This is a genomic window from Vibrio sp. YT-18, assembly GCF_033337345.1.
GTDB classification, from domain to species: domain Bacteria; phylum Pseudomonadota; class Gammaproteobacteria; order Enterobacterales; family Vibrionaceae; genus Vibrio; species Vibrio alginolyticus.
Genome location: NZ_JAWOQO010000002.1, coordinates 422,587 through 440,548 on the forward strand (window position 1 = coordinate 422,587; position 17,962 = coordinate 440,548).

At 43.3% G+C, this 17,962-nt stretch carries 16 protein-coding genes; 6 read left to right on the forward strand and 10 right to left on the reverse strand.

The genetic code is table 11. The features are described from left to right. The first annotated feature begins 42 nt into the window (after nt 1-42). On the forward strand, nt 43-1,926 hold the full coding sequence (locus R7M72_RS04275) for a methyl-accepting chemotaxis protein (protein WP_005376880.1): 1,884 nt from the start codon (nt 43-45) through the stop codon (nt 1,924-1,926). 69 nt (nt 1,927-1,995) lie between these two features. Here R7M72_RS04275 and R7M72_RS04280 read toward each other — a convergent pair whose 3' ends face one another. Beyond that, nucleotides 1,996-2,715: a 3'-5' exonuclease gene (locus R7M72_RS04280; protein WP_005376881.1), complete on the reverse strand. Its 720-nt coding sequence runs from the start codon at nt 2,713-2,715 to the stop codon at nt 1,996-1,998. A gap of 8 nt (nt 2,716-2,723) precedes the next feature. Then, on the reverse strand, nt 2,724-4,613 hold the full coding sequence (locus R7M72_RS04285) for a DUF294 nucleotidyltransferase-like domain-containing protein (protein ID WP_318056050.1): 1,890 nt from the start codon (nt 4,611-4,613) through the stop codon (nt 2,724-2,726). 314 nt (nt 4,614-4,927) lie between these two features. Here R7M72_RS04285 and R7M72_RS04290 point away from each other — a divergent pair, with 314 nt between their 5' ends. After that, a complete protein-coding gene (locus R7M72_RS04290; protein ID WP_064368581.1) occupies nt 4,928-5,569 on the forward strand; it encodes an outer membrane beta-barrel protein in 642 nt (213 codons plus the stop codon). A gap of 89 nt (nt 5,570-5,658) precedes the next feature. On the opposite strand, the gene R7M72_RS04295 is transcribed toward R7M72_RS04290, so the two are convergent. The 3 genes from R7M72_RS04295 to R7M72_RS04305 form a co-directional block, all read right to left on the reverse strand. Next, a complete protein-coding gene (locus R7M72_RS04295; RefSeq protein WP_017636105.1) occupies nt 5,659-6,849 on the reverse strand; it encodes an amino acid aminotransferase in 1,191 nt (396 codons plus the stop codon). Between the two features lie 332 nt (nt 6,850-7,181). Continuing rightward, nucleotides 7,182-7,481, reverse strand: coding sequence for a hypothetical protein (locus R7M72_RS04300; protein WP_005376885.1), 300 nt, complete (start codon nt 7,479-7,481; stop codon nt 7,182-7,184). A 245-nt stretch (nt 7,482-7,726) separates the two neighbouring features. After that, nucleotides 7,727-7,957: a hypothetical protein gene (locus R7M72_RS04305; RefSeq protein ID WP_065274663.1), complete on the reverse strand. Its 231-nt coding sequence runs from the start codon at nt 7,955-7,957 to the stop codon at nt 7,727-7,729. Nucleotides 7,958-8,216: 259 nt separating this feature from the next. Here R7M72_RS04305 and R7M72_RS04310 point away from each other — a divergent pair, with 259 nt between their 5' ends. Further along, nucleotides 8,217-9,608: a PLP-dependent aminotransferase family protein gene (locus tag R7M72_RS04310; protein WP_005376887.1), complete on the forward strand. Its 1,392-nt coding sequence runs from the start codon at nt 8,217-8,219 to the stop codon at nt 9,606-9,608. A gap of 98 nt (nt 9,609-9,706) precedes the next feature. Then, nucleotides 9,707-9,931, forward strand: coding sequence for a hypothetical protein (locus R7M72_RS04315; RefSeq protein ID WP_033905633.1), 225 nt, complete (start codon nt 9,707-9,709; stop codon nt 9,929-9,931). 91 nt (nt 9,932-10,022) lie between these two features. Here R7M72_RS04315 and asnS read toward each other — a convergent pair whose 3' ends face one another. Together asnS and R7M72_RS04325 are read right to left on the reverse strand one after the other, a co-directional pair. Then, on the reverse strand, nt 10,023-11,423 hold the full coding sequence (gene asnS, locus R7M72_RS04320) for an asparagine--tRNA ligase (RefSeq protein WP_017636101.1): 1,401 nt from the start codon (nt 11,421-11,423) through the stop codon (nt 10,023-10,025). Between the two features lie 189 nt (nt 11,424-11,612). Further along, on the reverse strand, nt 11,613-13,238 hold the full coding sequence (locus R7M72_RS04325; protein WP_025767294.1) for a methyl-accepting chemotaxis protein: 1,626 nt from the start codon (nt 13,236-13,238) through the stop codon (nt 11,613-11,615). Nucleotides 13,239-13,728: 490 nt separating this feature from the next. Between R7M72_RS04325 and R7M72_RS04330 the strand changes: the two genes are divergently transcribed. Both R7M72_RS04330 and R7M72_RS04335 read left to right on the forward strand, forming a co-directional pair. Continuing rightward, complete coding sequence (locus tag R7M72_RS04330; protein ID WP_170891589.1) at nt 13,729-14,889, forward strand: tyrosine-type recombinase/integrase; 1,161 nt, start codon at nt 13,729-13,731, stop codon at nt 14,887-14,889. Nucleotides 14,890-15,283: 394 nt separating this feature from the next. After that, nucleotides 15,284-15,496, forward strand: coding sequence for a cold-shock protein (locus tag R7M72_RS04335; RefSeq protein WP_225491956.1), 213 nt, complete (start codon nt 15,284-15,286; stop codon nt 15,494-15,496). A gap of 424 nt (nt 15,497-15,920) precedes the next feature. On the opposite strand, the gene R7M72_RS04340 is transcribed toward R7M72_RS04335, so the two are convergent. The 3 genes from R7M72_RS04340 to R7M72_RS04350 all read right to left on the reverse strand — a co-directional run bounded on the left by R7M72_RS04340 (nt 15,921) and on the right by R7M72_RS04350 (nt 17,957). Continuing rightward, nucleotides 15,921-16,130: a hypothetical protein gene (locus R7M72_RS04340; protein WP_170891588.1), complete on the reverse strand. Its 210-nt coding sequence runs from the start codon at nt 16,128-16,130 to the stop codon at nt 15,921-15,923. Between the two features lie 202 nt (nt 16,131-16,332). After that, on the reverse strand, nt 16,333-17,457 hold the full coding sequence (locus R7M72_RS04345) for a hypothetical protein (protein WP_170891587.1): 1,125 nt from the start codon (nt 17,455-17,457) through the stop codon (nt 16,333-16,335). 65 nt (nt 17,458-17,522) lie between these two features. Next, nucleotides 17,523-17,957, reverse strand: a complete 435-nt coding sequence (locus R7M72_RS04350; RefSeq protein WP_318056051.1) for a DUF2303 family protein — start codon at nt 17,955-17,957, stop codon at nt 17,523-17,525. Nucleotides 17,958-17,962 lie beyond the last annotated feature (5 nt).

A 17,962-nucleotide genomic window follows, 5' to 3' on the forward strand; every position in this document is an offset into this window, starting at 1 on the left:
TCATGCACCTTAACTGTTCTCCCAACTCAAAAAACTATAAATATGAAATTATCATTAAAACAAAAGCTTATAGGCGCAAGCCTTTCTGCTGTTGTTGTGATGGCAACAGCACTTACTTGGTTGTCGGCTGGTCAATTATTTGATCAGACTCGTTCAGGTGTCTATTCACGTGCGCAAAGTCTTAGTACTACTGCGTCAGAGGGAATTTCTGATTGGGTCAATATCCGTAAAGATATTGCCACTGCGTTCAACGACTACTCGACCGAGCAAGACGTTGTTCCTTTCCTACAACAAGCTCGCAAGGCTGGTGGCTTCGATGACATCTTCCTTGGTACACCAAACGGTGATATGTACCGCTCTCATCCGGAGCGTAACCGTGCTGATTATGACCCTCGCACACGTCCTTGGTACAAGGATGCTGATGCCGCGGGTAAGCAAATCATCACAGCCGCATATCAAGACGCAATCACGAATGCACTACTTGTGACCATTGCTGAGCCAGTAATGAAAAATGGTCAGTTTGTTGGTGTTGTTGGTGCGGACGTACTGATCGATCAGCTTATCAGCGATGTGATTAACTTAGATGCAGGTGAAAACGCGCATGCGATGCTAATCGACATGAATGAAGGCACCTTCTTAGCGCATCCAGATAAAAGCTTGACGCTTAAGCCTATCACCAGTGTTCTAAAAGATTTTTCAGAAGAGGCAATTGAGCGCGCCGCCGATGAAGGTCGTATCGAAGATACGGTAATCAAAGGAAAAGAGAAGCTTTACTACTTCAATAAAGTTCCTGGTACGCATTGGATGTTTGCGATTGAAATGGATCGCGCAACAGAAGAAGCAGGTCATGCGGTATTGCTACGAGATCTATTGTTTACTGCTGTGGCGATCACGATTGTGGTTATTCTTGCAGTTTCTTGGCTAGTTGGTTTCTTGTTCCGTGACTTGAACCGCGTATCAAATGCACTGGAAGAAATTGCATCTGGTGAAGGTGACTTAACGCAACGCCTAGAACCACGCAGTGATGATGAAGTAGGTAAACTGGCGGAAAACTTCAACCGTTTTGTTGGCAACATGCACACAATGGTTACTAAGCTTAGCCACGTATCTTCTGCGCTTTCAGAACAAGCACGCACGACAGCACAGCAAGCTGAGGAGCGTAGTCAGCGTATCTCTTACCAGCAAGATGAAATCAACATGGTGGCGACGGCTGTGAACGAAATGGCAGCAGCGACACAAGAAATTGCAGGTAATGCTGATAGCACGGCAAGTAACTCAGAAGAAGCGGTTCAAGCTTGTTCACATGGTTCTAGCCAAGTAACTCAAACGCAAGGCTCTATTCAGAACTTAGCGCAAGAAGTTCAAGTTGCTACTGATGTGATTCAAGAGCTAGAAGCACACGGAAATAGCATCAATACGATTCTATCAACGATTCAAGGCATTGCAGAGCAAACGAACCTACTTGCACTTAACGCGGCGATCGAAGCGGCACGTGCAGGTGAGCAAGGCCGTGGTTTTGCTGTGGTTGCAGATGAAGTCCGCGTATTGAGCCAACGTACTCATGCTTCAACGCAAGAGATTCAAGAAACTATCGAGATGCTACAAGGCACAACAGCCAAAGCGGTCGGTATTATGGGTGACAGTCGTCGTCTAGCTGATACCAGTGTTGATGATGCCAATGCGGCTGCAGCGAGCTTGACGCAAATCCACACTGCTGTTGAGCGTATCAGTGATATGGCAACGCAGATTGCTTCAGCAGCAGAAGAGCAAGCATCGGTAACCACTGAGATCACTCGTAACACTGAAGGTATTCGTGACGTGTCTAACGAGTTGTCAGTCGAAGCTCATCAAGCAGCAGAACAAGCTGCTCACCTGTCTGAGCTATCACACGAACTTGAACAAGAGATTCAACGCTTTAAGCTGTAATCTTGTCTCAACCTAAGTAAAAAGGAGCCATCTGGCTCCTTTTTTGATCGCTATTAAGCGTGAAATACATTACAGCCAGAACTCACTGATGGGTTGCTCTTCACTGTAATGATGGGCGATTTGCGCTTGCAGCAGCTCTGCGGTAGCAATTGCGTCGGTTAATGCATGGTGAGGCGTATAGTCTGGCAGCCCATAACGGCGTCGAGATTGCGCTAGCCTAACCGATTCTGGTTTTTTCCCTTTTAGACGCTCCCAGAGAGAGCCTGAACGTTTCTGTTGAATCGTTTCTTCAAGGTGCAGCGTATCTAAAACAGGAAACTCAATACCTTCCCCTAAACGGCTTTTGAGCGCTTTATCCAGAAACTCTCTCTCGATACGACGGTAATGAACAACAATGATTTTCCCGCTTAAGCATGGTAGCAGCTCGCTTAAGATATCGCCTAAGTCAGGCGCATCGATCAATTCGCTGTGAGTAATACCGTGTATAATGACTGAGTCTTCATCGAGTGCACGCTGTGGACGTACCTTCCAATGACGCGAGTTACGTAGGAAAATTCGCTTCAGGTTAAACGGCACCAAACCAATAGTAATGATGTCATGTTTTTCAGGATTCAAACCCGTCGTTTCGAAATCTAACGCCACGAACTCCACCTCAGATAACGGTGTTTCTGGAGCAGGCGGCTTGTTGCTATAGAACGCAATTAAATTCTCATCCTTCGCCATCTCCAGCTTTTGTTCAAACTTCGTTGGCCACTGAATGGTTGGCTTCTGAAAGAGCTTTTTAATCATGCTAAACCTCACTTAAAGCTCTTGTTCGCTTGGTAGCGGAACTTAAGGAAATTTTGACCATTGCTTAGGATCTGGAATGCATCCTTTAGGTTGCGACGTTCAAACTCAGAGAGGTTTTCTGGTTCGATATTGTTATCAGGATCAATGCCTAGTTCCACATCCGTCGCTTGGTGACGAATACGCACCATGGAAATAAACTCTAACGCGTCTTTTAAGTCTTGTGCTCGACCTTTTGGCAAAATGCCAGCGTCAATGATGTCGTCGAGACGCTCAAACGAGTTCTGTGCACGTGAGCCAACTGCCAGAGAGTGAACACGAATTAAGTCGACCAGAGGAGCAGTACCGCGACGTTTGAGGTTGATGGAGTTGTTGTGTCTGCCATCTTTTTCCATCACGAAGTCTTTAAAGAAGCCTAGAGGTGGTGTTCTGTTTAGTGCGTTACGAGCCAAACACGCTAAGAAGCGGTTGTTCTTTCGAGCGCGACGAACAATAAAGCTAGTTAACTGTTCTGCCCATTTTAAGCGGCCATAGACACCATCCAAGTCGAAAAAGATGGAGGCGTTGAGTAGTGCTTTCGGGTTCGGGTTATCAATCCAGTCAGCAAAACACTCTTCCCACTCTGAACGAGTCATGCGCCATAGTGGGTTGGTTGCCATAATATCACCTGTGCAATATTTGTAGCCACAGGCATCTAACCCATCGCTGACGTATTTTGCTAGGGCTTCGAAGTATTTACCATGTTTCTCTTCTTGATAGGTCTCATCTAGAATGATGGCGTTATCTTGGTCAGTCACCAACAGTTGCTCATCTCGCCCCATTGAGCCAAGTGCAAGGAAACAATAAGGAATTGGCGGTGGGCCAAGCTCTTCTTCTGCCATTTCTAGCAGACGCTGTTTGAAGCTTCGGCCAATGACCGACATCGCGCTACCCACCATGTGAGAGTTGGCATCTTCATTGACCAGACGCACGAAGCTGCTTTTCACTTCTTCGGCAACAACGGCTAAATCTTCGATAGTCTGTTGTTGGAAAATACTACTCACCAACAACAACGAATTCTGAGATTCATAACGAACAATGTCGGTTGTTTCGATAATACCGATTGGTAATTGGTTTTTTACCACTGGTAGGTGATGTACGTTGTAACGCAGCATCGTTAACATTGCTTCATAGATGTAAGCGTTGTGGTCAAGAGACATGACCTCCGTGGTCATCACACTGGACACATCGTCCTGTGGGGACAAACCTTCAGCTAACACACGGGTACACAAGTCACGGTCAGTAATGATACCAAGTACTGGGGACTGTGGATCGTCTTCGTCACGAACGAAATCTGGGTCGACGATAAGTAAAGCCGATACGTTGTCATTCGCCATTTGCTGCGCGGCTTGCTGGATTGTCTGACCACTATCAATCGTATGAGCATCGCCAGTCAGCAAGGTTTTCACTTTCGACGTCGTCAGGTCATTGGCGTCTTTGTTTTCTGAAATGGCTTGGCGTAAACGAGCGCTATTTTCAACTTCAACAAAATCCGCAAAGGAATCAAAGTTATCGTAAATTTCTTGGAAAATGTCACCAGGAATACAGTAGAGCAGGGTATCCTCAATGGCTTTTACCGGAAAGCGGACTTTGTTATTGGTGAGCATGCCCATCTGGCCAAATAGGTCACCTTCGTCAAGGCGGTTATACAGCTCACCTTTGCGTCGATAAACTTCAACAACACCGCTTCGCACCACGTATAAATCTTGGATATAGTCTCCAAAATGGATGATGGGGGTATCTTCTCGGTAGTACGAGATTTCGACACTCTCTGTCACCTTGTTTAGTGTTTCTTCAGGGAGTTCATTGAACGGGGGATACTTGGCGAGAAAGTTGTAAATCTCGAGAAGTTCTGCATCCATCGAAGGCGCCTTTTAGTTCGCAAATAATAAAGTAATCTTAACTTAGTTTTAAAACAGAGTCTTATCTGAACCGCGATTTTCGTGCTCAGTCATAAGATTCTGACATATCGCACGATAAGGGAGCTTCATTTTTACTACTATATGGTCACCTCAATTGAAAAAGACGTCGTCGATATGTTTTCTTCGTGATGACTGATTAGCTCTTTGGCTGTTTCAGATCGTTATCACGTCTTTAGATTAAGCTATTCTTCTTGAGCCAAGTAGCTCAGGCGATGGAATACAGTGTTTAGATAATTCTCATGAAAGGAAGTCGAATGGTGAGAAATTTATTGCTTGTTTCTTTAGCTGCTTTGCCGGCGATATCAAGCGCAGCGGTCATGGACCAAGCAGAAAAATTTGGGTACGAACACATTCATTTGGATGTTGGTGCCGGAACGACAAACGAAGAATGGTTAGATAACTCTAATGCGACCACAGTTGGACTCGGTGGTAACTATTTGTTTACTGAGAACTGGTTGTTTAATGTTGATTACTCAGCGCAGTTTTTCCATCCGGATGATTTTACTCTTCGCATTGACCGCCTTTTGTTTGGTGGTGGTTACCGTTATGGAGTTACAGAGCAATTCGATATCTACGGGCTATATGGAATAGGCGCAATCAAAGCGAAAGCGACGGACGACAAAACGGATAATACGTTGTCTTCCGATAGCGAATTGATTCAAGCTGTAACTGTTGGGGTGAATTACTTGCTCAGTGAAAAGCTTATTGCGACAGCTGAAGTGGAGTTGAACAGTAGTGATATCGTTGATGAGAACAATTTTAAGATCGGTCTTAACTACCAATGGCATAAAGTCATCGGCACTGGTCTTTTTTATCAGTTTAGAGATACTGATTACAGCGGTGAAAGCTCAGATTACGTCAATGAAGTTGGGCTGAGTTTGAAGTTTGTCTACTAGATCGGACGGGTTCGTTTTTGGCGTTAAGTTAAAACAAAAAAGGTCAGCTTATGCTGACCTTTCCTTTTAATAAAGTATGCGACAGTCGATTATAAAACCGCTGCAATGCCTTTACACAGAGGGCCCATATTTGACTTCGTCATACCAGCAACACTGATTCGGCCAGAACCGACAATGTAAATACCGAACTCTTCTTTAAGGCGGTTAACTTGCTCTTTAGAAAGACCAGAGAAAGAGAACATACCATTTTGACGTTCGATGAAACTAAAGTCTGCGTCCACACCCTCTGCTTTTAGTGTCGCTACAAATAGTTCACGCATTTCTTGAATGCGGTCACGCATTTCTGCTACTTCAGCTTCCCATTCCGCACGCATTTCGGCGTTGCCAAGAATGTGAGTCACGACAGCGCTGCCGTGTGCAGGTGGGTTAGAGTAGATAGAGCGAATAATGGCTTTAACTTGAGAAAAAGCGGTTGTTGCGACTTCTTCTGACTCAGCTACTAACGTGAAGGCACCTACGCGTTCATTGTATAGGCCAAAGTTTTTCGAGAAAGAGCTCGCGACTAGGATTTCTTTGTTGTATTTAGCAAAAGTACGAAGACCTGCAGCATCTTCTTCCACACCTTTAGCAAAGCCTTGGTAGGCGAAGTCGAACAGAGGAAGCAATTTCTTCTCTGCGACAAGTTTCGCCAATGTTTCCCATTCTTCAGCCGTAGGATCGATCCCTGTAGGGTTGTGACAGCAGCCGTGTAGAAGCACGATGTCGCCTTCAGATGCAGATTGAAGATCATTTAGCATCGCATCGAAGTCTTTGTCTTTTGTTTCAGCATTGTAGTAGCTGTATTGTGCCGTTTCGATACCAGCAGCAGTAAATACGCCGTTGTGGTTTGCCCATGTAGGGTTGCTGATCCAGATCTTTACATCGCCTAGTTGACGTTTAATGAACTCGCCGGCAACACGTAGTGCACCAGTACCACCCGGAGCTTGCGCTGTTTTAGCGCGTTTTTCGTTTACAATTTCTGCATCAGAGCCGAAAAGCAGTTTTTGCACTGCAATGCCGTACTCTGCTGTGCCTTCGATGGTTAGGTAAGATTTGGTTTTTTCAGTTTCAACAAGTGCTGCTTCAGCTTTCTTTACTGTCGCAAGAACGGGAGTTTCGCCTTGCTCGTTTTTGTAAATACCTACGCCAAGGTTAATTTTGTCTGCGCGAGCATCTTTTTTAAACTCTTCAGTAAGGCCAAGAATAGGGTCAGCCGGAGCGGCAACTACTTTTTCAAACATAATCTTCATCCATGTTAATCGAAGGGGTGTGCTAACATTTATACCTTTCAGCAATATTGGTTACAACCGTTACTGAAAAGAAAACCTAAAAAAGTTGCGATTTGAAACAGAATTCTAACATAACTAAAGTTTTTGCCATGAAAACGTTTGGTAGGCACAGAGTTTGAAGGGCATTTATGCCATGGTTGGAGAAGTTTTGCACACATCCCAATCGTTTCAATTCAGTGCTTTGCGTTAACGCGTTTATAGTTGTCTAGTGAGGATTTGTTGAGACAAAAACGCCCCACCAAAGGTGGAGCGTTTACTGTTAGAAGTATGGATATCGGTTGGGGTTATTTCTTCAGATTGATTTCCGACTCAACCGCATTGGTTTCGATGTCAGGGTTAGAAGAAAGTTTTTCAGTCGCCCAGTCGTTCATATGCTTTAAGATCGCTTTTAATGCGTGTTTTTCGGTTGGTACTTCTGTCTTTTCAACTTCAAGTTTTTGCTTCGGATGCGTACCCGTCGCATCTTCTGCAACGTGTAACCAATCTGGATGCCAGTAATAAGGTTGGCCGGAAGGAGAGCTCCAAGAATGTACGCCGTTGGATTCACCTTTGTATTTAATATCTTCTTCGTTGTATTTCGCCATTATTGTTTTCTCTCATAATCCATGAGTTGAGGTGTGCATCACCATTACTATTTAAATGTAACAGATGTAATGAAAATTAATGTGATAACAATCGACTTATTTTGCCCTTTGAACGCGATAGAAGATGCGTACTTCTCATTCAGAAGAATTTACTATTTGGCAGGTTTTAGCTTTATTTGTGTTTAAAGCATACGACGATGGATTCGCCTACCTAATGCTATTCTTGAACGGTGATAGAGCCTAAACTACTCATCATTCAAGTGTTTGAGAATCGCCGCTTTTGCATGCTCTTCTGTCGCTGTTTCTCCATCAGGGACTTCAAGGTCAGCCTTTTTGTGTTCACCCAAAGCATCTTCAGCGATATGCAGCCAATCAGGATGCCAATAATAAGGGGTGGTACTGCCAGGATGGTCCCAACTATGTACACCTTTATGTTTTCCGCGATACAAGAGATCGTCCATTGTAAAAACTTTCATCGCTTCCTCCTGATTTAAAGACCGTAGCTCGAAGTGAGTTTAACGCACTCAGTCCAACGTAAAACCTTGGCTTTTAGGTATTGCAAAGATGTGAGGCAATATGTGTGTAACAGTCAAAGTATGGGATATAAACGCTCACTTCGTGGCTGAAATATCTATTGATAAGCTTGATAAATTACGTTGCTAAATTGAATACTCCCATATCAGAATGCTGGCGCGAAGTATGCTATGGTGCGGCTGTAAGTGAAATGAGGGAAACATGAACCGATACCGTCAACTGGCTGAGCTGTTCAAAACGCAGATTCAGCAAAATACATGGAGAGCAGGGGAAAAGCTGCCATCAGTGCGTGTAACAAGCCGAAACCATTCTGTCAGCGCAGGTACGGTATTACAAGCTTATCAGCTGCTCGAAGCACAAGGTTGGGTCGCAGCGAAACCTCAGTCTGGATACTTTGTGACTGCGGAGTTGGACCGCTTCGAACCGAGTTCTCCAGCTACTTCCGTTTATCGCTCTAGCATCAACGATGAACTTTACGACTACCTCAAAAATCAGGCCTCACCGAATGCGGTGAAGTTTGGCTCCGCGTTTCCAGACCCTGCATTGTTCCCATTAGAAGCGCTAAACCGCAATCTAGCCAGCTCAGGTAGGAAGATGGGGGCAGAGACGTTATTGGATAACTTGCCGCCGGGTTGTGAGTCTCTACGCCGTTTGATTGCTCAACGGTACATCCAACAAGGTATGGTGTTTACCCATGATGATGTTGTCGTTACTTCTGGCGCATTAGAAGCGTTGAATTTGAGCCTTCAGGCCGTGACCCAGCCTGGAGATACTGTTGTAGTTGAATCACCGACGTTTTATGGCGCACTTCAAGCGATTGAACGTTTAGGTCTAAAGGCGATAGAAATAACGGTGGATCCGTTAACTGGACATTCAGTGGATCAAATTGAAGCGACTTTTGCCGACAATGATGTTCGCGCATGTTGGTTAATGACTAACTTTCACAATCCAACAGGAACCTTATTAAGTGACGGGCAGAAGCAACGTATCGTCGAACTGGCTGATAAATACGATGTGTACTTGATCGAAGATGATGTGTATTCAGAGCTTTATTTTTCTGAAAAAAAGCCAAGCTCACTTAAAGCTTTTGATACACAAGAACGCGTGTTGCATTGTGGATCATTTTCAAAAAGCCTTTGCCCTGGCTATAGGCTGGGCTGGGTGGTAAACAAACGCTTCAATGAGCAACTTCAAAAGCTGCAACTTATCTCGACGTTGTCAGGCAGTGCACCAATCCAGCAGGGTATCGCGCATTACTTACAAAACGATAGTTATGATAGCCATCTTAGAAAACTGCGAAAGAATCTTGAGCAGCGGCAATTGGCGTTTATTGAACTGGTTGATAAGTACTTTCCCCAATCAATTCGTTACACGCAACCGGAAGGCGGCTATTTTCTTTGGATAGAACTGCCGAAAACAAAGTGCGGAAAAGCGATTTATCAAAAGTTATTGGAAGCGAACATCACTGTAGCATTTGGTCAGTTGTTTTCTGTCGCTCCAAATTATGAGAACTACCTGAGGCTTAATACATCGTTACCTGTAAATGATGAATTAGAACAAGCCGTGAAGACGGTCGGAGAATTACTTCATTAGCCAACTGTTTACCTGTTTTTTGCTCAAACTGTATCAGTGGACGATACCGAAGCTGTGTTTCAATCATGGGCAGACAACCATTTAGGTTAGGAGCCGTAATGAAAAAGCAGTTGGTAAAGCATGAACTTAGGTTGATGGGTGTTGCTATTTTTAGCGCATTTTTGTTGGTGTTTGCACACTTGATATTGGCGAAATCTTTCTCTCATATGGTTTGGACGGAATACACTGCTGCTGTTATCCCATTTGTGATGTTTGGCTTGTGTGTGGTTGGAGTAAAATACGCAGCGCGAGCAGATGAGGATGACGACGAAGATAACAACTAGAGTGCATACACCGGTTGCTAGAAAATCATTCGTACAAAATAAAAGACCTCCACATGGGAGGTCTTTTTAATTCAATATCACTAAAAAGTGATTAGAAGTTCGCAGAGCGAGGAGTACGTGGGAATGGGATCACGTCACGAACGTTGCCCATACCAGTTACGTAAGATACTAGGCGCTCGAAGCCTAGACCGAAGCCTGCGTGTGGCACTGTACCGTATTTACGTAGATCGCGGTACCAGCTCATATGTTCAGGATCGATACCCACTTCACGCATACGTGCATCGAGAATGTCTAGGCGCTCTTCACGCTGAGAACCACCGATGATTTCGCCGATGCCCGGTGCTAGAACGTCCATCGCTGCAACTGTTTTACCGTCATCGTTAGCACGCATGTAGAATGCTTTGATGTCTTTCGGGTAGTTCTTAACGATTACAGGTGCTTTGAAGTGTTCTTCAGCAAGGAAACGCTCGTGCTCAGAAGACATATCGATACCCCATTCAACTGGGAATTCGAACTCACGACCTGAATCAAGAAGGATCTGGATTGCGTCAGTGTAGTCAACCTGCGCGAAGTCAGAAGAAACGAACTGCTCTAGACGAGTGATTGCTTCTTTGTCGATGCGTTGAGCGAAGAACTCAAGGTCATCACGACACTCTGCAAGCACTGCTTTAAACACGTACTTGAGCATGTCTTCAGCCAGTTTCGCTACATCATCCAGTTCTGCGAACGCAACTTCAGGCTCAACCATCCAGAACTCTGCTAGGTGGCGGCTTGTATTTGAGTTTTCAGCACGGAAAGTAGGGCCGAAAGTGTAAACTTTGCTTAGCGCACAAGCGTAAGCTTCTGCGTTTAGCTGACCAGATACGGTTAGGAACGTCTCTTTACCGAAGAAGTCTTCGTTGTAGTCCACTTTACCAGCGTCAGTGCGAGGAAGGTTTTCCATGTCTAGCGTAGATACGCGGAACATTTCACCAGCGCCTTCAGCATCTGAAGCCGTGATCAACGGCGCAGATACCCAGAAGTAACCTTGCTCGTGGTAGAAGCGGTGGATTGCTTGAGATAGGCAGTTACGTACACGTGCTACTGCACCGATTACGTTTGTGCGCGGACGTAGGTGCGCAACTTCACGTAGGTACTCGATTGAGTGACGAGTTTTTGCCATTGGGTAAGTTTCAGCATCTTCAACCCAACCAACCACTTTAACGTCAGTGGCAGCAAGTTCGAAGTCTTGACCCTTTGCAGGAGATTCAACAATCTTACCAGTTACTTCAACAGAGCAGCCAGTCGTTAGCTTTAATACTTCGTCTTCGTAATTATTAAGATTATTTGGGACCACGGCCTGAATCGGGTCGAAACAAGAGCCGTCATATATGGCAAGGAAAGAGATTCCAGCTTTGGAATCACGACGTGAACGGATCCAGCCACGAACAGTCACTTCGCTGTCTACTGCTAGCTGACCTTTCAATACGTCTGATACAGGCGCGTAAGTCATGTTTTCAATATTCTCCATTGAGGTAAAAATTCAACTCAACGCTTACTTAAAGTACTTGTCTAATAACATTTTTGTTCAAAAAACAAGCTAAGCGCTGAGTTGGGTAGCATTTTACAGATTCAACGAGACATATTACCTGTCAATTCGCTCGCATCAACCTTTATATTCGTTTTGATGGGGAGAATCTCTCTATTTATTCACTCTTTTGTGCTCTGAAAGTGTGAATTGGTTTAGTAATTGCTCTAAACGTTCGGATAGATGCTCTAAATCAACACTAATATCACGCGTGTGCGATGCTGATTGCGATGTGTCGTTAGCATGCAGTGTGATCACATCTATTTTAGATTGAATATGCTGACTTACATCAGATGTGGTTTGCGTCTGGTTTTGGATATCTTCTGCATGTCTGAGCACTTGGCGCATTTCGTCAACAACGTTATGCATTGTGGCTGATAGTGCCTCGACATCGACAGAGCGTTGATGAGCAAACTGGCAGACGGTATCAACAGAAGTTAATGACTCTTCACTTCCTTGCTGGAATTGAGAAATGATATGTTCAATATTACCAGTGGCCTCAGCCGTCCTAGAAGCCAGGTTACGCACTTCTTCCGCGACGACCGCAAAACCGCGCCCTTGCTCTCCGGCACGGGCGGCTTCAATAGCAGCATTCAACGCGAGCAGATTGGTTTGTTCTGCAATACCCTTAATAACCACAAGAATGGACGACACTTCTTCGGTTCTTTGGTTTAGAGAGCTGATTTTTTCCCGTACGGTATCAATGTTACTTACTAGTTGTTTGATGTCTTCACTTACATTGTGTGCTTGGCTTGCACTATGAGTGGCGACATCAACGGTGTGATTGACCAAAACAGTAGCGTTGTTAGTCGAGTCCTCAACCGCAGTTTGTTGCTGCAACATATCGGTGATATTACTTTGTACTTCGTTGGTCTCTAGCTGTTGGTTATTCGCCGCTTTATCTGTGGACTGCGCGACAGCAGTTAGTTTACTCGCGGAGTCGGCAAGTGAGTGAGAGGTGTCTTGCACACGTTCTAAGCTTTCGGAGACCGTATCCATGAATGAATTGATTGCAGTAGAAAGTTGGCCCACTTCATCCTGTTGGTGATGCATAAGTCGTTGAGATAGATCTTTGCTATGGCTCACATTCGACATGAATTTCGACGTTCTTTGAATTGGTCGTACAATGATTTTCTGAATCAAACTCATCGTTATGATGAAGCCCACAAATGCGATTACGGCCATTATTCCCATCGCAAACATTGCCTGTTTACTGATCATTGAATTGACATGATTCATGTTGTATTCCAAGCGAATCGCGCCCAACACTTCTCCTGCTGGTGCAACGTGGCAAGAAACGCAGTTGGTGCCACGGTAATTTTCGCTCGATTTCATTGGTAGTGCGACTACTAACCCTTTGCCCCAATCGGCTGAGATTGGTTCAATCACCAGTTCACCATTCAACGCTCGTTGATCAATATCATCGACAGGCTGCTGGTTTTGTTGCCCAGGTCCGTAAAGTTTGGTCACAGTATCAGCTCGCAACACGCGAACTGCTTCAATGCCTTCTTGGGCCAGGGCCTTTTGACGTAAGGTTTCTTTTTGCGACATGGTGCCCGTAAGCATCATCATATTTAGGCTATCGAAATAATTACTAGCCTTATCATGGAGTTGTTCACTAAGAACATCATTGATTAAGGTTTTTTGTTGATGGTATTGGTAAGCCGTAGAGGCAGCTAGAACGCAGCTGAAGACAGCAATTAACGCCAGTAAGAGCTTAAAAGTGATAGTTGAGCGCATAAATTTATAAGTGTAATTGGAACGAACTGCACAATATTAATGTGCACAAATGCGCACTGCGAACAACGAAATGAATGATTGTGACCCCACACATGTTGGGGATATGTAATTGTGATGTGCGTGCTGTGTAATCAAATGTTTGGCGCGTGACAGAAATACGGCGCTTTGGTATGAGTGATAGCAAAGAGGCCAGGAACAAGCGGAAGTTTTTGCTACGCTTGTATGGGGTAACGCTTGTCTCTTGGCAGCGAATTCCTTAGTATTGCCTGTCTTTTTAAAGCCTGAGAATCAAGATGAAAACAGAATTATACAAAGGGAATATGTTTTAATTTCAACGGCTTTCTAGTAGCTTCGGAAATCTACATCGTTTATCATGTGAGGCCAATAAATACGGGGTTTGCGAGCTTCATGGCGTTTCTTCATGTAACATGAGGAAAATGCCCGAAGAAACGTAATGTGTGTATATATTGTGTATATGACAAGGTAGATTATGACCATTACCGAACGGGCTTTAAAGTCCAAAAATAACTTCCCAACAGACAAACCACACCAAGATTTAGCCGACGGCGGTGGCCTACTTGCGCGCTTTTATAAGAGCGGAAAAATTAGCTTTTGTTATCGCTTCCGCTGGCAGGGTAAACAAGCAATTTTAACAATCGGCACTTATCCTCAAGTTTCTTTAAAAGAGGCTAGGGATATCCACCGAGAAGCCAAAAAGATGCTTGAGCAAGGTTTAGATCCACGAAACCACAAAGCCAAAAAGAAAATCTCAACTGTTCAAGAGTGTATTGAGTTTTGGATTAAGGAAGAATTGATCCCAAGACGCAAATATCCAAAGCTAATTATCAACGCGCTAAATACACACATAATTAGCAAGATTGGCTCTAATGAATGGGAACAGATGAAAACTGTTGATTGGATCAACGTGATTAAGACTATTGAAGGAAAAACTGTTCCGGTTCGATTGCTGACAGAATTAAAGCAGTGTGCCAAATACCTAATGGCTGTAGACATTATTGACGAGAACAAGCTGATCAATATACAAAGTCGCTTTGTTGGTACACCGTCTAAGCCAAGGGATAGGGTTTTATCATTCAAAGAACTCAAGCAAATTTACGACTATTGCCGTTCTGGTAAATACCCTCCTGAGTTTGCGGCAGCTTGTTTAATTCTCATGTTTACCGGAGCGCGTAGCGGAGAACTGAGAACGGCTAAGAAAGTAAACATCGACCTGAAAGATAGAACTTGGAAAGTGCCACCAGAAAATAGCAAGAACGGGCGTTTAATCGTTCGTCCAATTCCAGATTTCTTGTTTGGTTACTTTGAGTTTTTATACAACCTTCACCCAAACTCCGAGAACTTAATTATCTCGAATCGGGGTAGGGAGTTAGGAGTACAAGGTTTTCAAAGTCGTTTTAGACCGTTACAAGCGGCATTAGCGTTGCCAAGCTGGTCGCCACACGTATTTAGACATACTTTAGCCACACACTTCGGTGATTTGAAAATTGAGCCTTATATCGCTGAGAAGATGCTAGGACATGAAATGGCTGGTGAAATGAAAACCTACAACAAAGGTCAGTATTTAAGTCAACAGTTAGACGCTATGAGAGTCTATCACGACGCTGTAGTTAACTATAAAGAGAGTAATTAATTTAGAACCCTTTTGAGCGTATTAGTCTACAGATTCTACGCGTAAAAATACGGGTGTTAGCACTGAACCTAGAACCCATGAGTGTAAGATTGCGAGTGCTAGTTGCATAAAGTGATTGATGCTTAATGGTTTTTTGTTATTTTATGTTTATTTTTCTCCATGGTGAAAAATAAAGCTTTACATTTAATACGGAACTAGTGATACTGAACTTGCTCTGTTGTAGTTCAGAGTTATTAAATGAAAAATAAAGTTTTTAAGTTAAGCCCTCAGAATTCCTTCATTGTTATCCTCAGAGTTTCCCTCTCTAGCTTCATTATAAACATTAAATAATTCAAGATTTCAGTGCTTCTCTCGCAAGTTACGCGTAAATTATATTTAAAATAAGGGACAACATATGTCTAATAATAAAACTGGTTCTGTAAAATGGTTTAACGATAGTAAAGGTTTCGGATTTTTGACACCAGATGATGGTAGTGCTGACGTATTCGTTCACTTTAACTCTATTGTTTCAGAAGGCTTTAAAACTCTAGCTGAGGGCCAAAAGGTTAACTTTACAGTAGAGCAAGGCCAGAAAGGTTTGCAAGCTGCAAATGTAGTTGTTGCATAAAATTATTTGTAGAGGTGTATTCACACCTCTACTACTCTCATCTCCTCTAAACCCATACAATTTATTTATTACTTAAAGAACATAAAATATCTCTATTTAAATTAAAGTAATAAAATAAATTATAACTAAGACGAAGAAAAATATGCCTACATTCAATATAAAATATATAAACGAAAGTAATAGTACTTTACGCATGGAAACTGTTTTTATGCGTGGATTAAAAGGTGCAAAAATATCAGCATCCTCCTGCGCTCCATTTTGTACAAATAGAATTGAGCTTCGAGACCTTATTGGTACATTGTTAGCCCACAAAGAGGGCGGGATCTGGGTGAATGCTGTAAAAGCTTAATCCAAATTAAGTACAATACAATATCATTCGCTATAGCTTTGTCGCTCTCCTTATATAACAGCAAGTTAGAAGATGTTATAAAAAGTCGTAACCTTGAATTTCCTCCCACCTTAAGACATCTTCCGTTTTCCAAATGAGTCTCGGTGAAGAGATTACAGGTTCAGGAAATCCCTTTGTTTTACGCCAGTTGTATAGGCCACGTTTTGTGAAGTTTTCACCATTGCGCATTGCAAAAGGACGATATCTAACAAGCAATTGTTCAATACTAATTAATTTTTCTTCCACTTTTTTAACTCCTCATATTGAAGCTGAATTTCCGTTCAGTATGGTTTTGTGAGTCCAAACTCATCAAAATTAAACTTGGTGCCGATTGGTTGCGAATACATCCCAACTATTTATTGGTTTTGTGAATCGCCGCTTTTCATTGAACCGCTAGTCCTTTTTGAGCTGAATTGCCAAGGCGGATCGGCATAAATCACACCGTATCTCACTTGCGACGAACCTCGTTTACTTGCTCTTTCGTCCAGTTCTCGCGTTCCCAAGGTTGAACGATCTGTTCGTCAATTGCTGCTCGGATTCTTGACGCACTTGCTTCGCTAATGCCCTTAACTGATTTTGCTAGTTGCTCATCGGTTGGGTGCATGACGCTGTAAACAGAGAAATAATTCGCATCGTTCAGAAGTTTTAATTCTCGATCGGTGATTATGCCATCGTAAACAGATTCAAGTGTGACTTCTTTGAAGTGTTCCACACGCGCAATTAGATGCTGGTGGCTAACTTCAGCAGCGTTTGTGTAAATTTCTTGAAGGTCTGTATATAGCTCTGTAGGAATACGACCTTCAAACTCGTGTACCGTAGGAATAAGAGGAATCAGCCAGTCAGAAACACTTACCACACAACAAATAGCCCAATTTGAACGCAATTCAATATGGAAGTTTAAGTCACGAATTACGCTTAGATTTCTAACCAGTGGCTTGAATGCAAGAGGGTAGCCATAACGGTAGATAAATAGCTCTAAACCGTCTTTGCCAACGTATGGCTTTTCTACGTCCCCATCAATGAAATGCAATCGAGCTTTGTACTCTTCGCATAGGTGCGTTGCTTCTAATGCTGCTTCGCTTAGTTGAGTAACTTCCTTTTTCAAGCGAATATTTTCTTTGCGGTAGTCGCTTGATTCTTTCTTTAAGCGGTTGATTGTATTTAATCGTTCGTCAGCAGTAGCGCGTGATTTAGCTAGGCGTTGCTTCAAAGCGTCTGGATTCATTTCACGGTAACGCTTAACTTCTTCTCTTATTGCAGGAAGATCAGCCGTTCTTGATTTTAGTAAGTTAAATTCGCTGCGTAATTTGTTGAGCTTGTCTAGGTGGTCTAGTTCAATTGCTTCGTTTTCTTTGGTCAGCTCAATAACTTTTAGTTCAAGTGTGTCACGTTCAGACTCAGCCTTTTCAATTCGATCAATTAGTTCGTTGTACTGATCAGTTTCGTAGTTTAGAGAGTCAGAAACTAATTGTGCTTGGGTTTCAACAAGAGAAAGGACGTTACCAAGTTGATTTTGAACCATGTTTAGAAGGTGATTAACAGCAACATCTACAGGTTGGATTTGGTCGGTCATTAGTCTACCTTGTGAATAAAACTAATCTGATTTGGTTCCCTCGTGAGTGAGAGAACCATTACTCATTAGTAAGTTCTGATGTAAGTCGGCATTACTACAGATTGGTTTGCGAACTCTTCTTTAACGACGTCAAGGAACTTCTCAGCCATTTTCTCTTGAATTTCTTCCATGCGTTTAATGCGTAGGATTAAAAGTTCATTTCGGATTACTGATAGTCGTAACTCAAAGCGGAAATCACCGAAACCAGCAAACGCCACAGTTTCATATTTGAAGTTTTCGACTTTCGAGCCGTAATTTACTTTCGGTTCTTTAACCGTGATCGCCGTGGTTACATTCATAATCGACGGGTCGGTTTTAGATGCTGGTGAAAGTTTTAGCTTTAAGATGATCTCGCCAGCGTCAACACGCTCTATAAACTCAGGAAAGTTAGTCACACGTTCCATTTGAGGGGCTTTTGGGGCTGCTCCTTCGCCAGTCACTTTTGCTTCGTTAATAGTCATGTTTA

Bases quoted from the DNA above. Each gene is read 5' to 3' on its own strand.
- R7M72_RS04275 (WP_005376880.1), top strand. From the start codon at position 43: ATGAAATTATCATTAAAACAAAAGCTTATAGGCGCAAGCCTTTCTGCT.
- R7M72_RS04280 (WP_005376881.1), bottom strand. From the start codon at position 2,715: ATGATTAAAAAGCTCTTTCAGAAGCCAACCATTCAGTGGCCAACGAAG.
- R7M72_RS04285 (WP_318056050.1), bottom strand. From the start codon at position 4,613: ATGGATGCAGAACTTCTCGAGATTTACAACTTTCTCGCCAAGTATCCC.
- R7M72_RS04290 (WP_064368581.1), top strand. From the start codon at position 4,928: ATGGTGAGAAATTTATTGCTTGTTTCTTTAGCTGCTTTGCCGGCGATA.
- R7M72_RS04295 (WP_017636105.1), bottom strand. From the start codon at position 6,849: ATGTTTGAAAAAGTAGTTGCCGCTCCGGCTGACCCTATTCTTGGCCTT.
- R7M72_RS04300 (WP_005376885.1), bottom strand. From the start codon at position 7,481: ATGGCGAAATACAACGAAGAAGATATTAAATACAAAGGTGAATCCAAC.
- R7M72_RS04305 (WP_065274663.1), bottom strand. From the start codon at position 7,957: ATGAAAGTTTTTACAATGGACGATCTCTTGTATCGCGGAAAACATAAA.
- R7M72_RS04310 (WP_005376887.1), top strand. From the start codon at position 8,217: ATGAACCGATACCGTCAACTGGCTGAGCTGTTCAAAACGCAGATTCAG.
- R7M72_RS04315 (WP_033905633.1), top strand. From the start codon at position 9,707: ATGAAAAAGCAGTTGGTAAAGCATGAACTTAGGTTGATGGGTGTTGCT.
- asnS (WP_017636101.1), bottom strand. From the start codon at position 11,423: ATGACTTACGCGCCTGTATCAGACGTATTGAAAGGTCAGCTAGCAGTA.
- R7M72_RS04325 (WP_025767294.1), bottom strand. From the start codon at position 13,238: ATGCGCTCAACTATCACTTTTAAGCTCTTACTGGCGTTAATTGCTGTC.
- R7M72_RS04330 (WP_170891589.1), top strand. From the start codon at position 13,729: ATGACCATTACCGAACGGGCTTTAAAGTCCAAAAATAACTTCCCAACA.
- R7M72_RS04335 (WP_225491956.1), top strand. From the start codon at position 15,284: ATGTCTAATAATAAAACTGGTTCTGTAAAATGGTTTAACGATAGTAAA.
- R7M72_RS04345 (WP_170891587.1), bottom strand. From the start codon at position 17,457: ATGACCGACCAAATCCAACCTGTAGATGTTGCTGTTAATCACCTTCTA.
- R7M72_RS04350 (WP_318056051.1), bottom strand. From the start codon at position 17,957: ATGACTATTAACGAAGCAAAAGTGACTGGCGAAGGAGCAGCCCCAAAA.